General features: G+C 64.5%; 18 protein-coding genes and 1 pseudogene. 10 read left to right on the top strand and 9 right to left on the bottom strand.

Going from position 1 to position 16,909, the window contains the following annotated elements; genetic code table 11:
- The first annotated feature begins 94 nt into the window (after positions 1-94).
- Positions 95-1,531: an alkaline phosphatase family protein gene (locus ACY3GB_RS04155; RefSeq protein ID WP_463087627.1), complete on the top strand. Its 1,437-nt coding sequence runs from the start codon at positions 95-97 to the stop codon at positions 1,529-1,531.
- 52 nt (positions 1,532-1,583) lie between these two features.
- Here ACY3GB_RS04155 and ACY3GB_RS04150 read toward each other — a convergent pair whose 3' ends face one another.
- Complete coding sequence (locus tag ACY3GB_RS04150) at positions 1,584-3,251, bottom strand: ABC-F family ATP-binding cassette domain-containing protein (protein ID WP_463087626.1); 1,668 nt, start codon at positions 3,249-3,251, stop codon at positions 1,584-1,586.
- A 474-nt stretch (positions 3,252-3,725) separates the two neighbouring features.
- Here ACY3GB_RS04150 and ACY3GB_RS04145 point away from each other — a divergent pair, with 474 nt between their 5' ends.
- From ACY3GB_RS04145 to ACY3GB_RS04130, 4 genes are all read left to right on the top strand, one after another.
- The gene (locus ACY3GB_RS04145) at positions 3,726-3,941 is read left to right on the top strand and encodes a sigma factor-like helix-turn-helix DNA-binding protein (RefSeq protein ID WP_021475958.1); all 216 of its coding nucleotides are present in this window, start codon (positions 3,726-3,728) and stop codon (positions 3,939-3,941) included.
- 121 nt (positions 3,942-4,062) lie between these two features.
- Positions 4,063-5,424, top strand: a complete 1,362-nt coding sequence (locus tag ACY3GB_RS04140) for an aspartate aminotransferase family protein (protein WP_463087625.1) — start codon at positions 4,063-4,065, stop codon at positions 5,422-5,424.
- 117 nt (positions 5,425-5,541) lie between these two features.
- On the top strand, positions 5,542-6,402 hold the full coding sequence (locus ACY3GB_RS04135) for a methionyl-tRNA formyltransferase (protein WP_463087624.1): 861 nt from the start codon (positions 5,542-5,544) through the stop codon (positions 6,400-6,402).
- A 239-nt stretch (positions 6,403-6,641) separates the two neighbouring features.
- Positions 6,642-6,950: a hypothetical protein gene (locus ACY3GB_RS04130; protein ID WP_463087623.1), complete on the top strand. Its 309-nt coding sequence runs from the start codon at positions 6,642-6,644 to the stop codon at positions 6,948-6,950.
- Positions 6,951-7,041: 91 nt separating this feature from the next.
- Here the strand turns inward: ACY3GB_RS04130 and ACY3GB_RS04125 are convergent, their stop codons facing one another.
- The 4 genes from ACY3GB_RS04125 to trxB all read right to left on the bottom strand — a co-directional run bounded on the left by ACY3GB_RS04125 (position 7,042) and on the right by trxB (position 10,638).
- On the bottom strand, positions 7,042-8,445 hold the full coding sequence (locus tag ACY3GB_RS04125; RefSeq protein ID WP_463087622.1) for a PhoH family protein: 1,404 nt from the start codon (positions 8,443-8,445) through the stop codon (positions 7,042-7,044).
- 58 nt (positions 8,446-8,503) lie between these two features.
- Positions 8,504-8,959 (bottom strand): peroxiredoxin, encoded by a 456-nt coding sequence (locus ACY3GB_RS04120; protein WP_046157613.1) that lies wholly within the window; start codon positions 8,957-8,959, stop codon positions 8,504-8,506.
- 71 nt (positions 8,960-9,030) lie between these two features.
- Positions 9,031-9,666 (bottom strand): Smr/MutS family protein, encoded by a 636-nt coding sequence (locus ACY3GB_RS04115; protein WP_463087621.1) that lies wholly within the window; start codon positions 9,664-9,666, stop codon positions 9,031-9,033.
- Positions 9,667-9,684: 18 nt separating this feature from the next.
- Positions 9,685-10,638 (bottom strand): thioredoxin-disulfide reductase, encoded by a 954-nt coding sequence (gene trxB / locus ACY3GB_RS04110; RefSeq protein WP_463087620.1) that lies wholly within the window; start codon positions 10,636-10,638, stop codon positions 9,685-9,687.
- Positions 10,639-10,766: 128 nt separating this feature from the next.
- Between trxB and ACY3GB_RS04105 the strand changes: the two genes are divergently transcribed.
- Positions 10,767-10,955: a putative motility protein gene (locus tag ACY3GB_RS04105; protein ID WP_463087619.1), complete on the top strand. Its 189-nt coding sequence runs from the start codon at positions 10,767-10,769 to the stop codon at positions 10,953-10,955.
- A gap of 25 nt (positions 10,956-10,980) precedes the next feature.
- Here the strand turns inward: ACY3GB_RS04105 and ACY3GB_RS04100 are convergent, their stop codons facing one another.
- Entirely contained in the window at positions 10,981-11,175 is a 195-nt protein-coding gene (locus tag ACY3GB_RS04100; protein ID WP_463087618.1) for a hypothetical protein, read from the bottom strand.
- Between ACY3GB_RS04100 and ACY3GB_RS04095 the strand changes: the two genes are divergently transcribed.
- Genes ACY3GB_RS04095 through ACY3GB_RS04085 form a run of 3 tightly spaced genes read left to right on the top strand, consistent with a single transcriptional unit; the run spans position 11,174 to position 13,392 of the window.
- Positions 11,174-11,701, top strand: a complete 528-nt coding sequence (locus tag ACY3GB_RS04095) for an ester cyclase (protein ID WP_463087617.1) — start codon at positions 11,174-11,176, stop codon at positions 11,699-11,701. The two genes, ACY3GB_RS04100 and ACY3GB_RS04095, sit on opposite strands and share 2 nt — an antisense overlap.
- A complete protein-coding gene (locus tag ACY3GB_RS04090) occupies positions 11,698-12,405 on the top strand; it encodes an SDR family oxidoreductase (protein ID WP_463087616.1) in 708 nt (235 codons plus the stop codon). The genes ACY3GB_RS04095 and ACY3GB_RS04090 overlap by 4 nt, the downstream gene beginning before the upstream one ends.
- 12 nt (positions 12,406-12,417) lie before the next feature.
- Positions 12,418-13,392 carry a polysaccharide deacetylase family protein gene (locus ACY3GB_RS04085; RefSeq protein WP_463087615.1) on the top strand — a complete coding sequence of 325 codons (975 nt, stop codon included), beginning with the start codon at positions 12,418-12,420 and terminating at the stop codon, positions 13,390-13,392.
- Here the strand turns inward: ACY3GB_RS04085 and ampH are convergent.
- Both ampH and ACY3GB_RS04075 read right to left on the bottom strand, forming a co-directional pair.
- Complete coding sequence (ampH, locus tag ACY3GB_RS04080; protein ID WP_463087614.1) at positions 13,364-14,674, bottom strand: D-alanyl-D-alanine-carboxypeptidase/endopeptidase AmpH; 1,311 nt, start codon at positions 14,672-14,674, stop codon at positions 13,364-13,366. The two genes, ACY3GB_RS04085 and ampH, sit on opposite strands and share 29 nt — an antisense overlap.
- A 137-nt stretch (positions 14,675-14,811) precedes the next feature.
- Positions 14,812-15,315 carry a DUF2938 domain-containing protein gene (locus ACY3GB_RS04075; protein WP_463087613.1) on the bottom strand — a complete coding sequence of 168 codons (504 nt, stop codon included), beginning with the start codon at positions 15,313-15,315 and terminating at the stop codon, positions 14,812-14,814.
- A gap of 97 nt (positions 15,316-15,412) precedes the next feature.
- On the opposite strand from ACY3GB_RS04075, the gene ACY3GB_RS04070 reads away from it, so the two are divergent.
- On the top strand, positions 15,413-16,078 hold the full coding sequence (locus tag ACY3GB_RS04070; RefSeq protein ID WP_463087612.1) for an ArsR/SmtB family transcription factor: 666 nt from the start codon (positions 15,413-15,415) through the stop codon (positions 16,076-16,078).
- 29 nt (positions 16,079-16,107) lie between these two features.
- On the opposite strand, the pseudogene ACY3GB_RS04065 reads toward ACY3GB_RS04070, so the two are convergent.
- A pseudogene (locus ACY3GB_RS04065) lies at positions 16,108-16,750 on the bottom strand (IS3 family transposase).
- Positions 16,751-16,909: the final 159 nt, after the last annotated feature.

Genomic DNA, 16,909 nt, shown 5'->3' with positions numbered 1-16,909 from the left:
GGGCGGGGCCTGGCCAGGCGGCAGCTTTGGACCGGCCCTTGCGCGTTTCTTGTCCGGGCCGCCGCAAGTCGAGTGATATGGGAAAGGCGAGTATATGCAACCGCTGCTTCTGCTCAACATCGTTGGCCTGACATCGCGCCTCATCGGGGAGCACACGCCCCGCTTGGCCGAGTTTGCCGGCCAGGGCGCAGTCAGGACCTTGAACAATATCGTGCCGGCGGTGACCTGTTCTGTGCAGGCGAGCATGCTGACCGGACTGGCGCCGGAGCAGCACGGCATCGTCGGCAACGGCTGGCTGTTCCGCGAGCTGGCGGAGGTCTGGTTCTGGCGCCAGTCCAACCGCCTGGTCCACGGCGAGCGCTTGTGGGAGGCGGGCAAGCGGCACGACCCGGACTTTTCCTGCGCCAACCTGTTCTGGTGGTACAACATGGCGTCCAGCCATGATTTCGGCGCGACGCCGCGCCCCATTTACAAGGCGGACGGCCGCAAGCTGCCCGATTGCCACACCAAGCCCGCCGAGTGGCGGGACCGGCTGACGGCGGAGCTGGGACCATTTCCCTTGTTCCATTTCTGGGGGCCGGCCACCTCCATCGCGTCCAGCCGCTGGATCGCCGAAGCCAGCAAGCTGGCGATGGCCGATTTTCGCCCCAGCCTGTTGCTGAGCTACCTTCCCCATCTGGATTACGATCTGCAGCGCTACGGACCGGATCTGGGGCATCCCGCGGTGCGGCAATCGCTGCGGGACATCGACGCGGTGGCGGGGGATTTGATCGCTCATGCGCGGGAGCGGGGCTATCAGGTGATGGCGGTGTCCGAGTACGGCATCACCCCGGTGAGCCGCGCGGTGCATCTGAACCGCCATCTGCGCGAAGCGGGCCTGCTGCAGGTGCGGCATGAGGCGGGCGCGGAAATTCTGGATCCCAGCCAATGCCAGGCGTTCGCCGTGGCGGACCACCAGATCGCCCATGTCTATTTGCAGCCCGGCCTGGGCGCGCGCAAGGCGGCCGAAGTGGAGGAAGCCTTGCGGTCCATCCCGGGCGTGGCGGGGGTGTGGCAAGGGCGCGCGCGCGGCGAACTGGGCCTGAACCACGAGCGCGCCGGGGATTTCGTCGCGCTGGCGGACGGTGACGCCTGGTTCAGCTATTACTACTGGCTGGACGACGCCAGGGTGCCGGATTTCGCGCGCACGGTGGACATCCACCGCAAGCCCGGCTATGACCCGGCGGAGCTGTTCATCGACCCGAACCTCCGCTTCCCCAAGCTGGCCGTGGCCAGCCGGCTGGCCAGGCGCGCGCTGGGCATGCGCAGCCTGATGGATGTGATCGGCCTGGACGCCGGCATCGTCAAGGGATCGCATGGGCTGCCCGCGCCAGTCGCCGCGGATGCGCCGCTGCTGATCAGCGACTGCGATTTCGCCTGTGAAGGGGAGTTGTCCGTCACCGACGTCAAAGCATTGGCCTTGCAGGCGATGTTCGGCGTGGATGCGGCCGAGGCGGGATCGAAAGCGCGCGGGCTGGTGGGCAGCGCCTGACGCCAAGCTAGGGCGGCAGAGGCGGAGGCGTTCCACCTTTGCCGCCTAGCGCTCATCGCTTGCCGGCCGCTTCTTCGCGCCGGCGCTTGGCCTCTTCCAGCAGGTAGACCTGGTAGTCGTCCAGATCGCCGTCGAAGTCGCTGACGCTGCCGCGCGACACCATCCAGAACTCGTCGCACACCGCCCGCAGCAGGGCCCGATCGTGGCTGACCAGCATCACCGAGCCTTCAAACTCGTTCAGTGCCACGCTCAGCGCCTCGCGCGTGGCCAGGTCCAGGTGGTTGGTCGGCTCGTCCAGCAGCAACAGATTAGGGCGCAGCCAGACGATCATGCACAGCACCAGCCGCGCCTTTTCCCCGCCGCTCATGCTGCCCACAGCCTGTTTGACCATGTCGCCGCTGAAATTGAAAGTGCCCAGGAAGTTGCGCAGGCCCTGCTCGCGGCAGTCGTTGGCCGGCGGGCGCAGCTGCGCCGGCGTTTCGCGCGCCAATCGCAGCATGTGCTGCAGCGGGTCGTCTTCCGGCCGCAATACGTCCAGCTCCTGTTGCGAGAAATAGCCGATATTCAGGCCTTTGCCGCGGATGATCTCGCCGCTGGTGGCCGCCAGCGCTTCGGCCACTGTCTTGACCAGCGTGGATTTGCCTTGGCCGTTGGCGCCGAGGATGCCGATGCGCTGGCCGGCCAGCACCGAGCGGTTCACGCCTTTGACGATTACGGTGGGCGGCGTGCCTGCCGCGGCGTCTTCCGGCGCCGGGTAGCCAAACGAGGCCTGCGACATGGTCAGCATCGGATTGGGCAGGCTGCCTGGTTCCTTGAACTCGAACTGGAACTCGGCATCGGCCAGCACCGGCGCGATCTTCTCCATCCTCTCCAACGCCTTGACGCGGCTTTGCGCCTGCTTGGCCTTGCTGGCCTTGGCCTTGAAGCGGTCGATGAATTTTTGCAGGTGCGCCATCTTTTCCTGCTGCTTGGCCAGCGCGGCCTGCTGCAGAATCATCTGCTCGGCGCGCATGTCTTCGAACTTGCTGTAGTTGCCGCCGTAACGCACCAGCTTGCCGTGGTCGATGTGCAGCGTGACATTGGTCACCGCGTCGAGAAACTCGCGGTCATGGCTGATCACCACCATGGTGCCGGCGTATTGCTTGAGCCAGGCCTCCAGCCAGACCAGCGCGTCCAGGTCGAGGTGGTTGGTCGGCTCGTCAAGCAGCAGCAGGTCCGACGGGCACATCAGCGCGCGCGCCAGCTGCAAGCGCATGCGCCAGCCGCCGGAGAAGCTGTTCACCGGCTGCTGCAGTTCGGCCACGCTGAAGCCCAGACCCAGGATCAACGCCTGGGCGCGGGCGGGGGCGTCGTGCTCGCCGGCATCGTTCAGGGCGGTGTAGGCATGCGCCATGCGCATGTAATCTTCGCCCGCCTCGGCTTCGGCCACTTCGCGCCGCGCCGCCAGCAGGGTGGTATCGCCCTCCACCACGAACTCCGTGGCGGTCTGCGACGTTTCCGGCATGTCCTGCGCCACCTGCGCCATGCGCCACTGGCTGGGAATGGAGAAATCGCCGCCGTCTTCGTGCAGGCTGCCGTTCAGCACCGCGAACAGCGAAGACTTGCCCGCGCCGTTGCGCCCTACAAGGCCAACCTTTTCGCCGGGGTTGATGCTGACGGTCGCGCCGTCCAGCAAGACTTTAGTGCCGCGGCGCAAAGCCACGTTTTTCAGAATGATCATTGGGGATAGTCGTGCTGCAAAATTTTAGGGAGCGAGAAAATAGCAGTCGTGGCGATCGCTTGCGTCCCGATGGAATGCGATGAATCAATAGCGCCTTGGGACAAAATTCCAAGGCACGCCGGGGATTATACGCAGATACGAGTCGCCGGAGGTCGGAGGCTCGCATTTGCAAGGAGATGGCATGGCGCTGTCTGGATTGATGAATGCCAATGGAATTTAATCGATTGAAAAACCGCATGGAGACATCAGGCAAACAGCCGCGTCTCCGGATCGCCACGCAAGCCGGCTATGGCTCGCCGGCTTGCTGGCCGACTGGCGGAGGTCCTCTCCATCCGCAGGGCTGCGGCGGCAAAGATTGGAATCCGTGTTGCGCGTTGCCTGCATTTTTCCTGCAAGCATCTATGATTGAGATGCAAGGACATGTTTGGCTCACCGGCGCAGGCCGGGAACCATGACTACATGGGGAGGCATAAGATGAAGTTGGACGATTTCAATGTGGTGGCCGACCTGATCGGCATGAAAAAACGTTCGCGCGAGGCGGTGTGGCTGATGGAGGTGGAAGGCATGACAGGCTACTTCGCCGCGCAGCAGATGGACATCAGCGAATCCACCGTATCCCGCGCCCACGCGCGTTTCCGCCGCGCAGTCGGCAAGCTCAATACCCTGTCGGGGCACTTGCCCCTAGGCTGAATAACCGTTCATTGCAGCACATTGGCCCGGAGCGTGTTTCCTCCGGGCCTTTTGTCGTGGTGGATCGGATTCTGATAGGTTTGGCATACTGTCCGCATCCCGGACAACAGGAGCGGCGAGCATGGCGATTCGGCACGGCATCGATCTGGACAGGGCGCGCGCGCGGCATGCGCGCGAGACGGAGGATTTCCTGGCGAGGCATCCGCGTTCGCTGGAACTGGCGGAGCGGGCCGGCGCGCATCTGCTGTTCGGCGTGCCGCTGCACTGGATGGATGATTGGCCGACGCCGCGCTCGCTGTTTCTGGCCGAGGCGCGGGGCGCACGGCTGATCGATGTGGACGGCCATGTCTACGCCGACTTCTGCCTGGGCGATACCGGAGCGATGTTCGGCCATTCGCCGGCGGCGGTGGCGGAGGCCATCGCCCGCGAGTCGGCCCGGGGCTTGACCGCGATGCTGCCCGGCGAAGACGCGTTGTGGGTGGCGGAGGAGCTGTCGCGGCGCTTCGGCTTGCCGGTGTGGCAGTTTGCGTTGTCGGCCAGCGACGCCAACCGTTTCGCCATCCGTTGGGCGCGGGCGGTCACCGGCCGCGACCGCATCCTGGTGTTCAATGGCTGCTACCACGGCACGGTGGACGATGTGTTCGTCGATCTGGTCGATGGCAGGGCGACGCCGCGCGCCAGCCTGCTGGGCCAGGTTTACGATTTGACCGAACACACCCGGGTGGTGGAATTCAACGACCTGGCCGCGCTCGAAGAGGCGCTCGCCGATGGCCGGGTCGCCTGCGTGCTGGCCGAGCCGGCGATGACCAATATCGGCATGGTGCTGCCCGATCCGGACTATTGGGAACAGGCGCAGGCCATCATCCGCCGCCATGGCAGCCTGTTGTTGCTGGACGAAACCCACACCATCAGCTGCGGCCCGGGCGGCTATGCCGCCGCGCATCATCTGCAGCCGGACATGCTGGTGCTGGGCAAGCCGCTGGCGGGCGGGTTGCCGGCCGCCGCCTACGGCTTCAGCGCCGATCTGGCGGCGAGGGCCCAGCAGGCCAAGCGCGACGCGCCCCCGGGGCATTCCGGCATCGGCACAACCCTGAGCGCGAGCCGCCTGGCCTGCGCGGCGATGCGCGCCAATCTGGCCGAAGTGATGACCGAGGACAACTATCGGATCATGTTCGAGCGCGCCGGCCGCTTGGCGCAGGGCCTGCGCGAGCTGTTCGCCCGCTTCGCCTTGCCCTGGTGCGTGACGCAGCTGGGCGCGCGCTGCGAGTTCCAGTTCGTCGCCAGGCCGCCGCGCAATGGCAGCGAGGCCGCAGCGGGGCAGGACGGGGAGCTGGAGCGTTGCATCCATCTGTACCTATTGAACCGGGGCCTGCTGATCACGCCGTTCCACAATATGCTGCTGTTCAGCCCGCATGCCTCGGAAGCCGATGGGCAACGCTTGCTGGAGGCTTTCGACGCATGGCTGGAGGAGACCGTGGCCTGAGTGTGTGGGAGGATGCCGGCTTCTGTTAATTTGCGTGTCATCGCCAAAAGCGCGGTGAGGGCGAATGGTATAACCAAGCCATCGGGCCGGATGGCCTGCTTGCCCTGAGTGGATGCCATGCGTTTCGCGATTACCCTTTCCGATCGTTTCAAACCGGTGCTCGATGTGTTCTTGCAGGCGGGATGGCAGCCGGTGAAAGTCTTCTGCACCCCGGCGGACAACCGGATGCACCATAACAAGATGTCGATGGCTTTCGCCGAGCAGCGCAGGCTGCCGCTGCAGTTGTCGCCGATGCGGGCGCGGGATCTGGAGGAACTGGCTGAGCAGGGGTGCGAAGCGTTGCTGGTGGGCAGCTACAACTGGCGCATTCCCGACTGGACGCCGTATCTGAGATACGCTGTCAACTTCCACCCTTCTCTGCTGCCGGTGGGCCGCGGGCCGTATCCGCAGGTGCGCGCCTTGCTGGAGGGACATCGCGAATGGGGCTGCACCTGCCACAAGGTGAGTCCGGAGTTTGACGCCGGGGATATCCTGGCGCAGGAGCGTTTCGCGCTGGGAGAGGCCGACAGCCATCAGATGCTGGACATCAAGTTGCAGCTGGCGCTGCACCGCCTCAGCCATAAACTGGCCCATGATTTCGACCGCCTGTGGGACGAGGCGAGGCCTCAAGGGGAGGGCGGCAGTTATTGGCCGCTGTGGACCGACGGCGACCGGATGCTGGATTTCAGCCGCGCCACGGCGGAACTGTTGCGTCAGGTGCGGGCCTTCGGCGATTTCGAGTGCGCGGCGGTCGTCAACAACGTCACTTTCTTCATTCATCGCGCAGAGGGCTGGGTGGAGACGCATGGCTTCGCGCCGGGCAGTCTGATTTACTCCCAAGCCGAGCAACTGCTGGTGGCGACTGGGGATGGCATGTTGCTGATCAGCGAGTGGAGCCTGTATGGGCCGGACGCGGTGACGGGGCGGGGCCGGCGCTGAGCCGGCGAAGGGTGTTTTTGATTGCAATGGCATTTTTGTGGCGCGAATGCAGCGGGATTGTCCTGAGCGGGATCGATTGATTGACCCTGCCGGGTGATTGTTAAAAAATGTGAATGGTTGGGGAGTGATCGGCAGGCGTGCGGAACGCCGGCTGGAAATCGCCGCAAGGGCATGCGCCTGGCGGCGATTGTTTTTATGGTTGGGCGGATGAGGCCGGCGCGGATGCGCGCCGAATGGGAATGATCAGGTTTTTGTTGTTGTTTTGCGTGTTTTGCGCGGTGGTGCTGGCGGCGAGCTGGCATGAGCTGGGAAATGAGCCGCCGCCGCGCGCATGCGTGGTGTGCGCCGACAAGGGCGCCGCGCGGACCGCGGCCGCGGAGCCGCGCGACGATGTGGAAAGGCTGGCGCTGGCGGCGGAGCTGATGTCTCGCAGCGAGAGCATGCGGGACGCGAAGAAGTGGTTCGCGCTGGATCTGTTGGTGCTGGGCGTGGCGGTGCTGTGTCTGCTGGGCTATCTGCGCGGCATGCGCGAGCAAGAAGACTGGTAAGCGTTGGAGAGAAGCGGCGTCCGCGGCGAGGCGGACGCCGTTTTGCCATTTCGGGCGCGGCGGGCGGAAGCGCTCGCCGCGCCCTGGGCGTTTACAGCACCTCGCCGGCGTAGTCGGCCAGCCGCGAGCGCTCGCCGCGTTGCAGCGTGATGTGGGCCGAATGACCCCAGCCCTTGAAGCGGTCCACCACGTAGGTCAGGCCGGAACTGCCTTCGGTGAGGTAGGGCGTGTCGATCTGGCTGACGTTGCCCAGGCAGACCACCTTGGTGCCGGGGCCAGCGCGGGTGATCAGCGTCTTCATCTGTTTCGGCGTCAGGTTCTGCGCCTCGTCGATGATCAGGTACTTGTTGAGGAAGGTGCGGCCGCGCATGAAGTTGAGGCTCTTCACCTTGATGCGGCTGCGGATCAGGTCGCGGGTGGCGGCTCGGCCCCAGTCGCCGCCGTCGTCGTCGCTCTTGTTCAGCACGTCCAGATTGTCTTCCAGCGCGCCCATCCACGGCGCCATCTTCTCTTCCTCGGTGCCGGGCAGGAAACCGATGTCCTCGCCCACCGGCACGGTGACGCGGGTCATGATGATTTCGCTGTAGATCTTCTGTTCCAGCGTCATCGCCAATCCGGCGGCGAGGGTCAGCAGCGTTTTGCCGGTGCCGGCCTGGCCCAGCAGGGTGATGAAATCGACGTTGGGATCCATCAGCATGTTCAGCGCGAAGTTCTGTTCGCGGTTGCGCGCGGTGATGCCCCAGACGTTGTTCTTGTTGTGGCTGTAGTCTTTCAGCGTTTCCAGGACCGCGGTCTTGCCTTCCACCTTGATCACCCGCGCCTGGAACGGTTTTTCGCCCTCGTGCCATAGCAGCTGGTTGACGTAGAGCCCGTTGCAGTCCGGTCCGGCCAGTTGGTAGTAACTGCGGCCGTGGTCTTGCCACGACTTCATGTCCTTGCTGTTGCGTTCCCAGAAGATCTGCTCGATCTCGCGCGTGCCGGTGTACAGCACGTCGGTGTCTTCCAGCACCTTGTCGTTGAAGTAGTCTTCGGCTTCAAGGCCCAGCGCGCGGGCCTTGATGCGCATATTGATGTCCTTGGACACCAGGATGACGGCGCGGCCTTCATAATGGCCTTTCAGCGCCATCACGATGCCGAGGATCTGGTTGTCGGCCTTGCCCATGGGCAGCGACGAGGGAAGGGCGCCGTTGATGGCCTGGGTCTGCAGGATCAGCTTGCCGCTGGCGGCGTCCCGGCTGGCGTGCTTGAGGGGGATGCCTTCGGAAATGTTCAGCTCTTTGCCGCTGATGATGTCGTCGAGGAAGCGGCTGGCCTGGCGGGCGTTGCGCGCCACTTCGGACATGCCCTTCTTGTGGGTGTCCAGTTCTTCCAGCGTGATGATGGGGATGAACACATCGTGTTCTTCAAAGCGGTACAGACAGGTGGGGTCGTGCAACAGTACGTTGGTGTCCAGTACGAACAGTTTGCACGCGGTGGTCTTTTTACGGCCGGCCATGATGTGGTCCCCTTGTTCATGTTCTGGCCCGGCCGGTCGGCCGGGCTGCTGCGGCTTGCTACTTCAACGTCTTGACGTACGCCAGCACCTCCTCTGCGTGACCGGGCACTTTCACGCCGCGCCATTCGCGCGACACTTTGCCGGAGGCATCGATGACGAAAGTGCTGCGCTCGATGCCCCGCACCTGTTTGCCGTACATGTTTTTCATCTTGATGACGCCGAACAGGCCGCAGGCGGTTTCCTCTGCGTCGGACAGCAGCTCGAACGGCAGCTCCAGCTTGGCCTTGAAGTTGTGGTGGGACTTCAGGCTGTCGCGGGAGATGCCGACGATTTCGGCGCCCAGCGCGGCGAATTCCGGATGGAGATCGCGGAAAGCCATGCTTTCATTGGTGCAGCCGGGCGTGTTGTCTTTGGGGTAGAAGTAGATCACCAGCGGCTTGCGGCTGGAGGAGAGCTGAAAATCGGCGCCGGCGGTGCCGGGCAGGGTGAAGTCGGGGCAGGGTGTGCCTGTCATGCATAACTCCTGGTAGTGTGCAGGGGTCCGCCTTGTTTTGAGCTTAGCGGATTATCGTTGCGGTTGTCACGTTATCCTTCGTCGCGGATTTCTCCGGCGGCCGGACGGCGCAAAAGCACCAGCAGCGAGCCGCCGGCGCCGCCGGCTTCCGCCTCGCAGAAAGCCAGCACGTCGGGGTGGTGCTGCAGCCAGCTGCGCACCAGCTTTTTCAGCACCGGCTCCCCTTGCGGCGAGCCGAATCCCTTGCCGTGGATCACTTTCACGCATTGGCCGCGGTGGCGGGCGCGGTGGATGAACAGCGCCAGCGCGTCCTGGGCCTGATGGCGGGTGTAGCCGTGCAGGTCCAGCTGGGCGCAAACCGGCCAGTTGCCGTGGCGCAGCCGTTTCAGCGTGGCGGACGGCATGCCGGGGCGGGCGTACTGTTGCAACTGGTGGGTGGGTTCGAACCAGCCTATCTGATGTTGCAGGATTTCCAGGCAGGCGGCCGCGTGCAGCGCCGGGCCCTGGCTGGGCTTGCGCGGACGGGGACTGGGCTTGGGAGGCTGAGGGTGGTGGCGGTCGTCAGGCCTCAGCGGCTTGACGTCGCCGACCGACTGACGGAAATCCGCCTCCTCGGGCACTGCAGGCCGCGGCAAGGCCGCCCGCGGCGGGGCGGCCTGGCGCAGCGTCTGGCGAAGGCCCTTCAGAGTGTCCTTGAAGGTCTTCATGATGCTGGGTTCCGGCGCTTACTTCAGGCTGTCGAGATAGCGCTCGGCGTCCAGGGCGGCCTGGCAGCCGGAGGCGGCGCTGGTCACGGCCTGGCGGTAGATGTGGTCCTGCACGTCGCCGGCGGCGAACACGCCGTCGATGCTGGTCAGGGTGGCGTTGCCGTCGCGGCCGCCCTTGGTGATCAGGTAGCCGGTGGCGTCCATTTCCAGCTGGCCCTTGAAGATGTCGGTGTTGGGCTTGTGGCCGATGGCGATGAACACGCCGGTCAATGCCAGGTTTTCGCTGGAACCGTCGTTCAGCTTGACGCGCACGCCGGTCACGCCGGTGTTGTCGCCCAGCACTTCGTCGAGCGTGGCGTTCAGCTTCAGGCTGATCTTGCCCTCGGCGACGCGGCTCATCAGCTTGTCGACCAGGATCTTCTCGGCGCGGAAGGTGTCGCGGCGGTGGATCAGGGTGACGTGCTTGGCGATGTTGGCCAGGTACAGCGCTTCTTCGACCGCGGTATTGCCGCCGCCGACCACCGCTACGTCCTGGTTGCGGTAGAAGAAGCCGTCGCAGGTGGCGCAGGCGGACACGCCCTTGCCGGAGAAGGCTTCTTCGGACGGCAGGCCCAGGTACTGGGCGGAAGCGCCGGTGGCGATGATCAGCGCGTCGCAGGTGTATTCGCCTGCGTCGCCCACCAGGCGGATCGGCTTCTCGCTCAGGTGGGTGGTGTGGATGTGGTCGAACAGGATTTCAGTGCCGAAGCGCTCGGCGTGCTGCTGGAAGCGCTGCATCAGTTCCGGACCCTGCACGCCTTCCGCGTCGGCGGGCCAGTTGTCCACGTCGGTGGTGGTCATCAGCTGGCCGCCCTGGGCCATGCCGGTGATGACTACCGGCTTCAGGTTGGCGCGGGCGGCGTAGACGGCTGCGGTGTAGCCGGCCGGGCCGGAGCCAAGAATCAGCAGAGGGCTGTGACGGGGTGCGCTCATGAGTGTTTTCCTGTCGTCGAAAAGGTGGGAATTGCATCACATTCTAACAGTTTTGCTATGCCGCTGGCCGGCATGGCGCTACACTGCAGATTGTGATGCACTTTGTAGCATTTTCAGGAGGTGGGGGTATGGACGCGGTAAGTCAAGTCAGCGCGCAAAATGTCAGCGGCGGCACTCAGGTGTTCGCATTGAAGAAAGCCATGCAAGCCGATGCGCAATCGACGCTGACGCTGTTGCAGGGCGCGGAGCAGTCCTCCCAGCAAATTCAGGCTTCCAATCCGGCCCACCTGGGACAAAACCTGGACGTGCGCGCCTGAGCGGCGCGGCCCGCGCAGCCGGGCTTCAGGTTTTCAAATAAAGGCGACCCTTGAAGGGGCGCCTTTTTCTTTGCCTGCCGGTAAAGGGCACCAGGCGGATTGGGCGGCAGGCTGCGCTTATTTTCAAATTTAACTGGAAAATCATGCAATGCTGCGGCCAATTATCAACCAGGGCGAGCGGGCCGATAATCGACTCCCACACACCACGAGGAGTCGACATGAACCGTCTTTCCCATCTGATCTCCGCAGGCCTGCTGGCGCTTGCCGCCGGCGCCGCAATGGCCGCCGACGCCTTGCCGCAACCGGCGCGGGTGTTTTCCGAACGCAACGGCGGAAACGCCGCCGCGGTGAAGCTGGCGGCCATGCGTTACGCCGCCTTCTGGAACACCGGCGATCCGCGCTACGCCGAGATGGCGCTGGACCCTGACTTTCTCGACCGCACGCTGCCCGAAGGGCGGCGCCAGGGCACGGCCGGGCCGTTGCAGGCTTCGCAAACCTTCCGCGCCGCGGTGCCGGATCTGAAGGTGGAAGTCACCGATATGGTGCTGGCCGCCGACAGAGTGGCGCTGCGCCTGCACTTCACCGGCCATTTCAGCGGCAAGTTCGGCGATATCCAGGGCGCAGGCCAGGCGGTGGATTTCCAGGCGTTTGATCTTTACCGGGTGAAAAACGGCCGCATTGCCGAGAACTGGCATCTGGAAGACAACCTGACCCTGTTGAAGCAATTGGGAGCGCTGAAGCCATGAGCGCGGCTACGGATTTTCTGCGGCAGAAAACGGTGGCGGTGCTGGGCGGCACCTCCGGCATCGGCCGGGCGGTGGCCCAGGCCGCGGCAGACGCCGGCGCGCAGGTTTATGTGCTGGGCCGTTCCGTCGCCCAGCCCGGCCCCTGGCAGAGCCTGCAGGCCGATGTCACCGATCTGTACAGCCTGCGCAACGCCTTCGCCGGCATCGGCCGCATCGACCATCTGATTCTGACCGCTGGCGCGCGGGTCGGCTCGCCGCGGCTGGAGGATGCGACGCTCGACGATTTTCAGCGGACGTTCGCAGTCAAGCTGTTCGGCGCGCTGCTGGCTGCGCAGCAAGCCCTGCCTTATCTGGCGCCGGATGCGTCGATCACCTTCACATCGGGATTGTTGTCGCGCAAGTACGGCCCCGGCGGCTTGCTCAAGAGCGCGGTCAACGCGGCGCTCGAGGCCGCGGCGAAAAATCTGGCCAAGGAGCTGGCGCCGCGCCGTGTCAACGTTGTCAGCCCCGGCGTGGTGGATACCGAGCTGTGGGGCGAGGCGGGGGCGGAGGGGCGCGCGGCGGCGATGGCGCGGATCGCGTCCGGCCTGCCGCTGGGCAGGGTGGGCAGGCCGCAGGATCTGGCCGAGGCCTATCTGTTCGCGATGGGCAATGCCTTCCTCACCGGCGCGGTGCTGGATGTGGATGGCGGCGGTCTGCTGTAGCCGGAGGGCGCGATGAAGAAAACGTTACCAATCAACCGCCGCCAGTTTTTGGCCGGCGCCACGGCCGGAGGCGCGAGCCTGGCCTTGGGCCAAGGCCAGGCCTGGGCGGCAACGGGAAGGGCAGGAAAAATGACGCAAAGCAAGCACGAGCAAACCGGATTCTGGCCCGGGGACACCCGGTTGGTCATCTCCATTTCCATGCAGTTCGAGGCCGGCGCGCAGCCGGAGCGCGGCGCCAGCGGGCCGTTCCCGCCGCTGGACCCGAAGTATGCCGACTTGCCGATGCAGACCTGGTACGACTATGGCGTGAAGGAGGGCATCCCGCGCATGCTGGACCTGTGGGACCGTACCGGCGTCAAGGTCACCTCGCACATGGTGGGGCAGGCGGTGGACCGCCATCCGCAACTGGCGCGCGAGATCGTCGAGCGCGGCCACGAGGCGGCCGGGCACGGCCAGACCTGGGAGCCGCAGTATTCGATGACGCCGGAACAGGAGCGGGCCGGCTACCAGGCCAGCATCGCCAGCATCGAGCGCGCCACCGGCACGCGGCCGATAGGCTTCAACGCCTTCTGGCTGCGCGGCACGCCCAACACGTTGGGCATCCTGCAGGAGCTGGGCTTCGTCTATCACATCGACGACATCAGCCGCGACGAGCCGTTCACGGTGCCGGTGAACGGCAAGCCCTTCATGGTGGTGCCGTACACGCTGCGCAATAACGACATCGTCCGCTACGATTCGCCGGCGCTGACCGTGGATGGCTATCTGGCCGACCTGAAGGCCGAATTCGACCTGCTGTACCAGGAGGCTGGCCATCGCCGCAGGATGATGTCGATCAGCACCCACGACCGCATCTCCGGCACGCCGGCGCGGGTGAAGGCGCTGGAGACCTTCATCCGCTACGCCCAGAGCCATCCGGGCGTGCGGTTCATGCGCAAGGACGAGATCGCGCGCTTCGCGTTTACTGCGCCCGGTGTGCCGATGTTTTGACCAAGTGGTTTTTCTTCTTGACGCCGTTTTTCGCGACGGCAGTCTTGGGGCCGGCGGTTTTCCGCGCGGCCTTTTTCGCGCGTGGCTTGGTCGCGGCCGCCTGGGCGATCGCCGCCTTGCCGCGGCCGGTCTTGGCCAGCGTGGGTTTGGGCATCGGCGCGGCGACTGGCTTGTAGCCGCTCAGCTCGGCCACCAGTTTGTTCACGCCGCCGCTCAGGTGCTGGTAGCGGGTGCCGCCGCTGCGGGTGAGGCCCACCCATACCGCCACGTCGTTGCGGGGCGCCAGCGCCGCGTAGCCTAGGAAGCCGCCACCGCCCGCTGTTTTCTGGATGATTTCCGGCGCGTTGGGGCTGGGCTCCATCCGTATCCAGGCCAGGCCAAGCTGGTCCGCCTGGCCGGCTACGTCCATGCCGCGCAGGCTGCTCAGATCGGTCCGCTGCAAGTGCATGCGCAGCGTTTGGTCGCGCAGCTGGCGGCGGGCCTCGTTCTGCGGGTGGAGCAGTTCCTGCAGCCAGCGCTGCATGTCGCGGGGGGTGGAATAAATCCCGCCGCTGCCTATCGCCGCCGTGGTGTCGACGCAGGGGCTGGCGCCGTAGCCCTCCATCAGCCGCGCGCACTGGGCGGGAGTGGGGGTGAAGGTGGTGTCTTTCATGCCCAGCGGGGCGGTGATTTTTTCCCGGAACAGGACCGGGTAGGGTTTGCCGGCGGCGCGGGACAGCGCATCGGCCAGCAGGTCGAAGCCGAGGTTGGAATATTGGGCGCGTTGTCCGGGGGCGAGCTTGTTCTTGGTGCCGGACAGCCAGTTCCAGCGTTGCTGGACATTGGGCCAGACGAAAACCGGCGTGTCCTTGGGTTTCTCGCCCGGCATTTCGCGCGGCACGCCGCTGGTATGGGTGGCCAGGTTGAGCAGAGTGATCGATTGTCCCGCCGGCGGCAGCGCCACGCCTGCCGGAGCGTATTTCTGCAGCGGGTCGTCCAGCTTCACTTTCTTGTCCAGCGCCAGCGCGCTCAGCACTTCGCCGGTCATGGCCTTGCTGATGCTGGCGATGCGGACCAGCGAGTCGGCGTCCGGCGTTTGTCGGCTGCCGGCTCGGGTTTCGCCGTAGAAGCGCATCTGGGTTTGATTCTTATCGATGACCACCATGGTCATGCCGATGGCCCTGCTGTTCTTGAAAATCTGCTGTCCGTAGCGGTCTATCGGTGATTCGGCCGGTTGAGCGGCGGCCTGGGCCAGGGAGGAAAGCAGGGGCAGGCCGAGGCTTAGCAGGGGGATGATTCTCATTGTTGTTCCGTGTTGCTGTTGGGCGCGAGCGGCGCCGATGAATCTTTGCGCTGCATTGTATTGCCGGTTTGGCCCGAACGATACGGAAAGATTGCTAATAGCTGCTAATCGGCGGCGGCGGAGCGTTTTCTTTGGCGTCAGAGGCGCAAGATCGCCAAAGACTGGCCCGCAAGATACAAACCCAGGCCGAACGCCGCGTGCGCGGACAGGCTGCGAAGCCTGGCGGCCTTGGGGTTGGGCGTATTGCGGGCTGCGATGCCGGCTCCCATTCCCGGTTGCAGAATCAGGAAGGGCGCGGCCACGCTGAGCAGGCCGAATGCCAGCGCCGGCGGCAGCGTGGGCCGGGCCAGCCAAGCGGGACCGCACAGCGCCAACAACAGAAAGGCGAACAGCACGCCGATCAAATAGTGCGCAGCCCAGCCCAGCGCTTTTTCGCCGGCGATGGGGGCGGAGCGGCCGATGCCGTCATGGCGGAAATGGCCGCGCGGCAGGTGGCCCAGCCAGCGGCCAACCATCGCGTAATCCAGCGACGGAATGCCGAAGCCGCGTTTCAGCAACAGCGCCCACGCGTCCATGACCAGGGTGGCCCCTATGCCCAGCGCGACCGAGTGCGGGAGCAGCGATTGCCATGCATTGTCCATTTGGATTGCCTTTCTTGTTTCGACTCGCGGATGAGACGAGGTTTTGATAAACTATCATTCAATTTATTGATTGAATGATGATGTGATGGAGGCGGAGATGTCAATGGGCTTGGATGTGGCGAGGCATGGCGCGCTGGATGAATTCGCTGAGCTGGCGCGTACGCTGGGCAGCCCGCATCGCTTGCTGCTGCTGGAGCTCGCGGCGCAGGGGGAGTGGAGCGTGGAAGCTTTGGCCGAGCAGGCGGGCTTGAGCGTTGCCAACGCCTCGCAGCATCTGCAACAGCTCAAGCGCGCCGGCTTCGTGCTGTCGCGCCGGGATGGCAAGCATGTGCGCTATCGGCTGGGCGAGGGGCCGGTGATTCCATTGCTGGCGGCGCTGCGCCAATGCGTGGAGCACCGGCGGGCGGAGTTGGCCAGGCTGGCGGCCGGAGTGGCGGGAGCGGGCGGCGCGGAAGGCATCCTCCGCGACGAGCTGTTGTCCCGGATGCGGATGGGCGATGTGCTGCTGCTGGATGTGCGTCCGAGCGGAGAATATGTCCAGGGTCATCTTCCCGGCGCGATGAATCTGACGTTGGAGCAATTGAAGGGCGAGTTGGCCGGCTTGCCGGCCGATGTGGAGATCATCGCGTATTGCCGCGGGCCGTATTGCGCGTTGTCGGAGCGGGCGGCAGCCATGCTGCAGGCAGCCGGGCGGCGCGCGCGCCATCTGGTGGATGGATTTCCGGACTGGAAGGCGGCGGGCCTGCCGGTGGTCCAGGGGTGACCTCCTCCCGACTAACCGAGCAGTCGAGTCTAGAGATTTCCGGCTTCAAGGTGAGCAAGTCGGAACTCGCTCGGGGTCTGGTCGCCCAGCGAACTGTGCGGCCTGAATTCATTGTAATCCTGCCGCCAACGCTCGACCTTTTCGCGTGCGTCGTCCAGCGATAGAAACCAATGCACATTCAGGCACTCATCCCGCAGACTGCCGTTAAATGACTCGATAAAGGCATTATCCGTGGGTTTCCCTGGTCGTGAGAAGTCCAGCGTGACGCCTTGCTCATAGGCCCACTGGTCCAGCGCCAGGGAAATAAACTCGCTGCCGTTGTCGACCTGAATTCGTTGCGGCGTCCCGCGCAAGGCTTGCACATGCTGCATCGTAGCAACCACGTCCGCGGCTTTCAGCGCGAAATCCACCGTGATCGCCAGGCTCTCCCGGCTAAAATTATCTACTACAGTCAAGGCCCGGATTTTCTGGCCGTTGAACAGCTGATTCCAGTTGCTTCAGGCGGCGCAGTTCGCTGACGCCCAGGCCGCCGTATTTCTTCTTCCAGTTGTAGAAGGTGGCTTCGGAGACGCCCATCTTGCGGCAGACCTCGGCGACGGTGGTGCCGGATTCCGCCTGGCGCAATGCGAAGGCGATCTGCTCTTCGGTGAACTTCGATTTTTCATGACAAATCTCCTGCCCGAATGGGTTAAATCTGCCAAAAATCTCAACTTTGGGCCGCCATGTTTTTGCTAAATCCATAGGGATTTTCACAATTAGGATAAGTTTTTTTTATTTTTCTCAACGACTTTTTAAATTAAACCGTGTCTATTTTTGTTTGAACAATTATTT

The sequence above is a fragment of the Chromobacterium sp. Ag138 genome (assembly GCF_055181315.1).
Note: the sequence above shows the minus strand (reverse complement) of the source record. Positions and strands in the feature narration are given on the sequence as shown.